Here is a 4,776-nt window from a genome sequence, read left to right as displayed (position 1 = left end):
CATACATGGAGCGCGTCAGCGCGTTCTTCTTGTCCGGCCGATTCATGCGGATGATCTGGATGGCGCCCTGGCGCTCGACGAGGATATGGTCTGTCACGGTGTTTTCCTTGTGAAACGTCAGGCAGAGACGAGCGTCTTGCCGGCAGCGGCGAGGCTTTCGGCGCCATCAATGACGCGCGCCCTCAAGGCGCTGACCTCGCCGAGCAGGTTTTCGGCAAAGAAACGGCAAAGCGCTATGCGGTTGTGATCGGCAAGAGCACCGCGCGCCAGATAGGCGCCGCCGGCGGCAAGCGAGATCAGCCTGAGATAGGGCGTGGCGCCTGCCAGCGCCTCTTCCGATCGGCCATCGGCCGTCAGTTTTTGCAGGAAGCGGGTCGCTTCGCTGAGATCGCCAAGTGCCGCGTCGAGAGCGGCGGCGGTGCGGCCGAAACCCTGCATGTTCGAGGTCCGCACCGCTGCGGCCATATCAGCCAGTTCGGCGATGTAACCATGCACATGGTCGCCACCGCCGAGCGGCAGCTTGCGCATCACCAGATCGATCGCCTGGATACCGTTGGTGCCCTCGTAAATCGGGGCGATGCGCGCATCGCGATAGAAGGCGGCCGCTCCCGTCTCCTCGATGAAGCCCATGCCGCCATGAACCTGGAGGCCGAGCGAGGCAACCTCGACGCCGATATCGGTCGAGAACGCCTTGGCCAGCGGCGTCAGCAGATTGGCGCGATCGCGCCAGTATGCCGCCTCGTCACCGGCGGAGACACGGGCCATGTCGATGGCGTGGGCACAGGAATAGCTGATGGCGCGTGCGGTCTGGGTCAGCGCCTTCATGGTCAACAGGTTACGCTGGACATCGGGGTGATGGACGATAGGCGCCATACCCGTGCCAGTGTAGCTCGCGGCCTTGCCCTGCCGGCGCTCATTGGCATAGGCGATCGCCTTCTGCGTTGCGGCTTCCGCGACCGCCACCCCCTGCATGCCGACACAAAGCCGCGCATTGTTCATCATGGTGAACATGCAGGCGAGCCCCTTGTTCTCCTCGCCGATCAGCCAGCCGACGGCGCCGGGCTTGGCGCCTCCAAAGCCGTCGCCATAGATCATGGTGCAGGTCGGCGAGGCATGGATTCCGAGTTTATGCTCAAGTCCGGAACAGAAGACGTCGTTGCGGGCACCGAGCGCGCCATCGTCGCCAACCAGGAATTTCGGCACCAGGAACAACGATATGCCGCGCGTGCCGGCCGGCGCATCGGGCAGCCTTGCCAGCACGAGATGGATGATGTTGTCGGTGAAATCGTGCTCGCCATAGGTGATGAAGATTTTTTGGCCGAAGATGCGATAGCTGCCGTCACCCGCCGGCTCGGCGCGGGCGCGCAAGGCGGCGAGATCCGAGCCGGCTTGCGGCTCGGTCAGGTTCATCGTGCCCATCCACTCGCCGGAGACGAGCTTTTCGAGATATTTGGCCTTGAGGTCTTCGGAGGCGTGTTTGTCGAGCGCCTCGACCGCGCCCATGGTCAGCGTCGGGCCGATGCCGAAGGCCATGGCGGCGGAGTTCCACATTTCGAGCGCGGCCACGCCGAGCATGGTCGGCAGCGCCTGGCCGCCATATTCCTCAGGCCCCGAGAGCGCATTCCAGCCGCCATCGATCCAGCGGCGATAGAGTTCCTTCCAGCCGGGCGGCGTGGTGACGGCGCCGCCTTTCAGCACCGCACCCTGCCGATCGCCGATCGTGTAGAGCGGTGCGACCTCTTCGGTGGCGAAACGGCCGGCCTCACCCAGAACGGCATCGACCAGGTCCTCGCCGAGATCGCCGAAGGTGCCGGCATCGAGCGCCGACTTCATGCCGGCCACGTGCTTGAGCGTGAAGGCGATATCCTCGACCGGTGCCCTATACATGCCGCCCACTCCTCCTGATTGCATCGGCCTGCCCAACCCTAGAACCGGTGCCGCTGCAAAACCACCCGCCGTATCAGCGGTCTCCCATCTTCTTTTTACGTAAACGTCAAATTTTGTCACGCGGATTTTGCAATCGCGGCGGCGCGTATTAAGTTCAACCCATGCCGGATCAAGTCGACCGGCGATGGATCAGACCAGCCAACCGGAACCGCCTATGCTTGCCAGACCCGACGCCTACCGCTGCATCGAATGCGGCCTGCCCTATCGAGCGGAGGGGTTCTGCTACCATGGGGGCAGACTGGACCATGGTGCCGCCTACTGGTCGGATCGCGGCATTTTGTGCTCGCCGCAATGCTCGCTCGCCCACCACCGCAAACGCGCCGCCGAAGGCACGCTGCGGCAAGAGCCGGCGCCTGACCCGTTTGAATTCTAGCGGCTGATGCGTGGCCAGCTTTTCTGAGGCCAGCCCCGAAAGCACTTCCTTAACCATAGCCGTTCAGGATTTGTTTTTGGTCAACGGGGATTCCCTGTTTTGAAAAGGACGGCGCACCTCCTTCGCCGCTTGAAGAGTGTCGTACCGACACCCTTCAAGCCTCTGTTTCCTGCGCATGTCGTTGCCCCAAAACCGCTGCACACTTTTGGCCGGCATGCGCTGGCGATCCTCGCTCTTGCGGCGACGATGGCGCTTTCGACGGCGGCAACGGCCTCGGATTTCTCCGAGCCGTGGAAGAACGCCGACCGCGCTCTGGTCGTCGATGCCTACGAATATAATTCCATCGACTGGGCCCAGCTCGCCACCGACAAGCGGATCGTGGGCTTCATCAACAAGGCCTCCGACGGCGTGCCGCCCCCCTATTTCTGCTTGGGCAACGACATTGAGGTGAAGCTTTGCAAGGCGCTGTGGAAACGCCATGCGGTGACGCGCGAACTGTTCCAGACGCGCCGGGTGGTGGCCAAGGCACTCGGCCTGAAATGGGGCGCCTATCACCTTGCCCGTCCCGGCAATCCGGTCGAGCAGGCCAACAATTTCCTCGATTTCGCCGAGCCTGCGCCGGACGATCTCATGGCTCTCGACATCGAGGGCAATGACCCCTCGCAATGGATGTCGCTCGACGATGCCGAGGAGTTCGTACGCCAGGTGCATCGGCGCATCGGCCGCTTCCCGGTGCTGTACACCAACGGCAAGACCGCCCAGCATATTGCCGACAACAGGTACCGATACCGGCTCCTGTCGCGGCTGCCGCTCTGGTATGCGCGCTACACCAAGGACATCGACGTGCATTTTCCGATGGGCAACTGGCAAGGCTACGCACTGTGGCAGTTTTCGGCGCAAGCCAATTGCGGCCGTTTCCGCTGCCCTTACAGGGTTGCCGGCACGCCTAACGACATAGACGTGAATGTCGCGCCGACAGACGCCGCCACGCTGCGCGCGCAATGGCCGTTCGGTGGGCTTATCGACGTGCCGCCGGACTATCTCGCCTCGATACCGCTACCGGTTTCACGCGAGGCCGGCCTCGCCGGCAATGTCACCATCACCTATGCGTCTGTGGCCGCGCCGCCGACTCTCGAGGACATGGTTACAGCGTTGGGCACACGCTGGTCCCGTTTCCGCGACGGCTTCCGCATGCCAGTCGTGAAGACGGTGCCGCGACGGCCAAGCTTCGGCATTGTCCAATATGTCGCCTGGAAGCGGACCGAACGGCGTTCACCCGCACAACTCGACGCTGCCTTTGCCGTGTCCGATCCACTCAGCACCGCTTCCACCGAACTCGATCGCGGCCAGCGGTGAGCCAATGCGGAACTTCAGGTTCCCTGTTCGCGCGCTACGGCCTGCCAGCCGATATCGCGGCGGCAGAACCCGTCCGGCCAATCGATGCGGTCAAGCGCGGCATAGGCTCGTTTCTGTGCCTCGCCGACCGTGGCGCCTGATGCCGTCACGTTGAGGACGCGGCCGCCATTGGCACCAGCGCGCCGCCATTGATGGCGGTACCGGCGTGGAAGATCTGGACGCCGTCGCTCGCCGCGTCTTCGACGCCGCGGATGACCGAGCCTTTTTCCGGCGTGCCGGGATAGCCTCTCGCCGCCATTACTACGGTGAGCGCGGCCTCGTCGCGCCAGCGCACCGAAGTATGCGCAAGCTGGCCGTCGGTCGCCGCGTTGAGCAGGACCAGCAGATCATCCTTCAGCCGCATCATCAGCACCTGGCATTCCGGATCGCCAAAACGGGTGTTGTATTCGATCAGCTTCGGTCCCTTGTCGGTGATCATCAGCCCGGCAAACAGCACGCCGGAGAACGGCGCCCCCAGTTCGGCCATGCCGCGCATGGTCGGCTCGATGATCTCGCGCATGGTGCGCGCGACCAGTTCCGGCGTCATCACCGGTGCCGGCGAATAGGCGCCCATGCCACCGGTGTTGGGACCGGTGTCGCCGTCGCCGACGCGCTTGTGGTCCTGCGCGGTACCGAAGGGCAGTGCGGTGGTGCCGTCGCAGAGGCAGAAGAAACTCGCCTCCTCGCCGGTCATGAACTCCTCGACCACAACTTCCGCGCCAGCGGCGCCGAAGGAACCGTCGAAGCAGGCATCGAGTGCTGCCTGTGCTTCACTGGGCGTCATGGCGACGGTGACGCCCTTGCCGGCAGCGAGCCCGTCGGCCTTGATGACGATCGGTGCTCCGGTCTTTTCGACATAGGCCTTGGCCGAGGCCAGGTCACTGAAACGGCCATAGGCGGCGGTCGGGATGTTGTAGCGGGCGCAGAGATCCTTGGTGAAACCTTTCGATCCTTCCAGCTGTGCGGCAGCCTTGGAGGGTCCGAAGACGCGAATGCCTTGCGCGCGCAGATCGTCGGCAATGCCGACGACCAGCGGCCCCTCCGGGCCGACCACGACGAGG

At 64.0% G+C, this 4,776-nt stretch carries 3 protein-coding genes and 2 pseudogenes; 2 read left to right on the top strand and 3 right to left on the bottom strand.

What is annotated here, in order from left to right:
• Together EN964_RS38785 and EN964_RS24915 are read right to left on the bottom strand one after the other, a co-directional pair.
• Positions 1-97 (bottom strand): annotated as a pseudogene (locus tag EN964_RS38785) (enoyl-CoA hydratase); the annotation flags it as partial.
• 20 nt (positions 98-117) lie between these two features.
• Positions 118-1,887, bottom strand: coding sequence for an acyl-CoA dehydrogenase (locus EN964_RS24915; RefSeq protein ID WP_127270343.1), 1,770 nt, complete (start codon positions 1,885-1,887; stop codon positions 118-120).
• A 214-nt stretch (positions 1,888-2,101) separates the two neighbouring features.
• Between EN964_RS24915 and EN964_RS24910 the strand changes: the two genes are divergently transcribed.
• Both EN964_RS24910 and EN964_RS24905 read left to right on the top strand, forming a co-directional pair.
• Positions 2,102-2,320, top strand: a complete 219-nt coding sequence (locus tag EN964_RS24910) for a hypothetical protein (RefSeq protein WP_013532811.1) — start codon at positions 2,102-2,104, stop codon at positions 2,318-2,320.
• A gap of 246 nt (positions 2,321-2,566) precedes the next feature.
• Positions 2,567-3,676, top strand: coding sequence for a glycoside hydrolase family 25 protein (locus EN964_RS24905; RefSeq protein ID WP_127302114.1), 1,110 nt, complete (start codon positions 2,567-2,569; stop codon positions 3,674-3,676).
• Positions 3,677-3,690: 14 nt separating this feature from the next.
• Here EN964_RS24905 and purD read toward each other — a convergent pair.
• Positions 3,691-4,776: pseudogene (purD, locus tag EN964_RS24900) on the bottom strand (phosphoribosylamine--glycine ligase); the annotation flags it as partial.

It is taken from the genome of Mesorhizobium sp. M7A.F.Ca.CA.001.10.2.1 (assembly GCF_003998575.1).
In the GTDB taxonomy this organism is placed as follows: domain Bacteria; phylum Pseudomonadota; class Alphaproteobacteria; order Rhizobiales; family Rhizobiaceae; genus Mesorhizobium.
The sequence above is the reverse complement of the archived record's forward strand: the minus strand, read 5'-3'. Positions and strand labels throughout refer to the sequence as shown.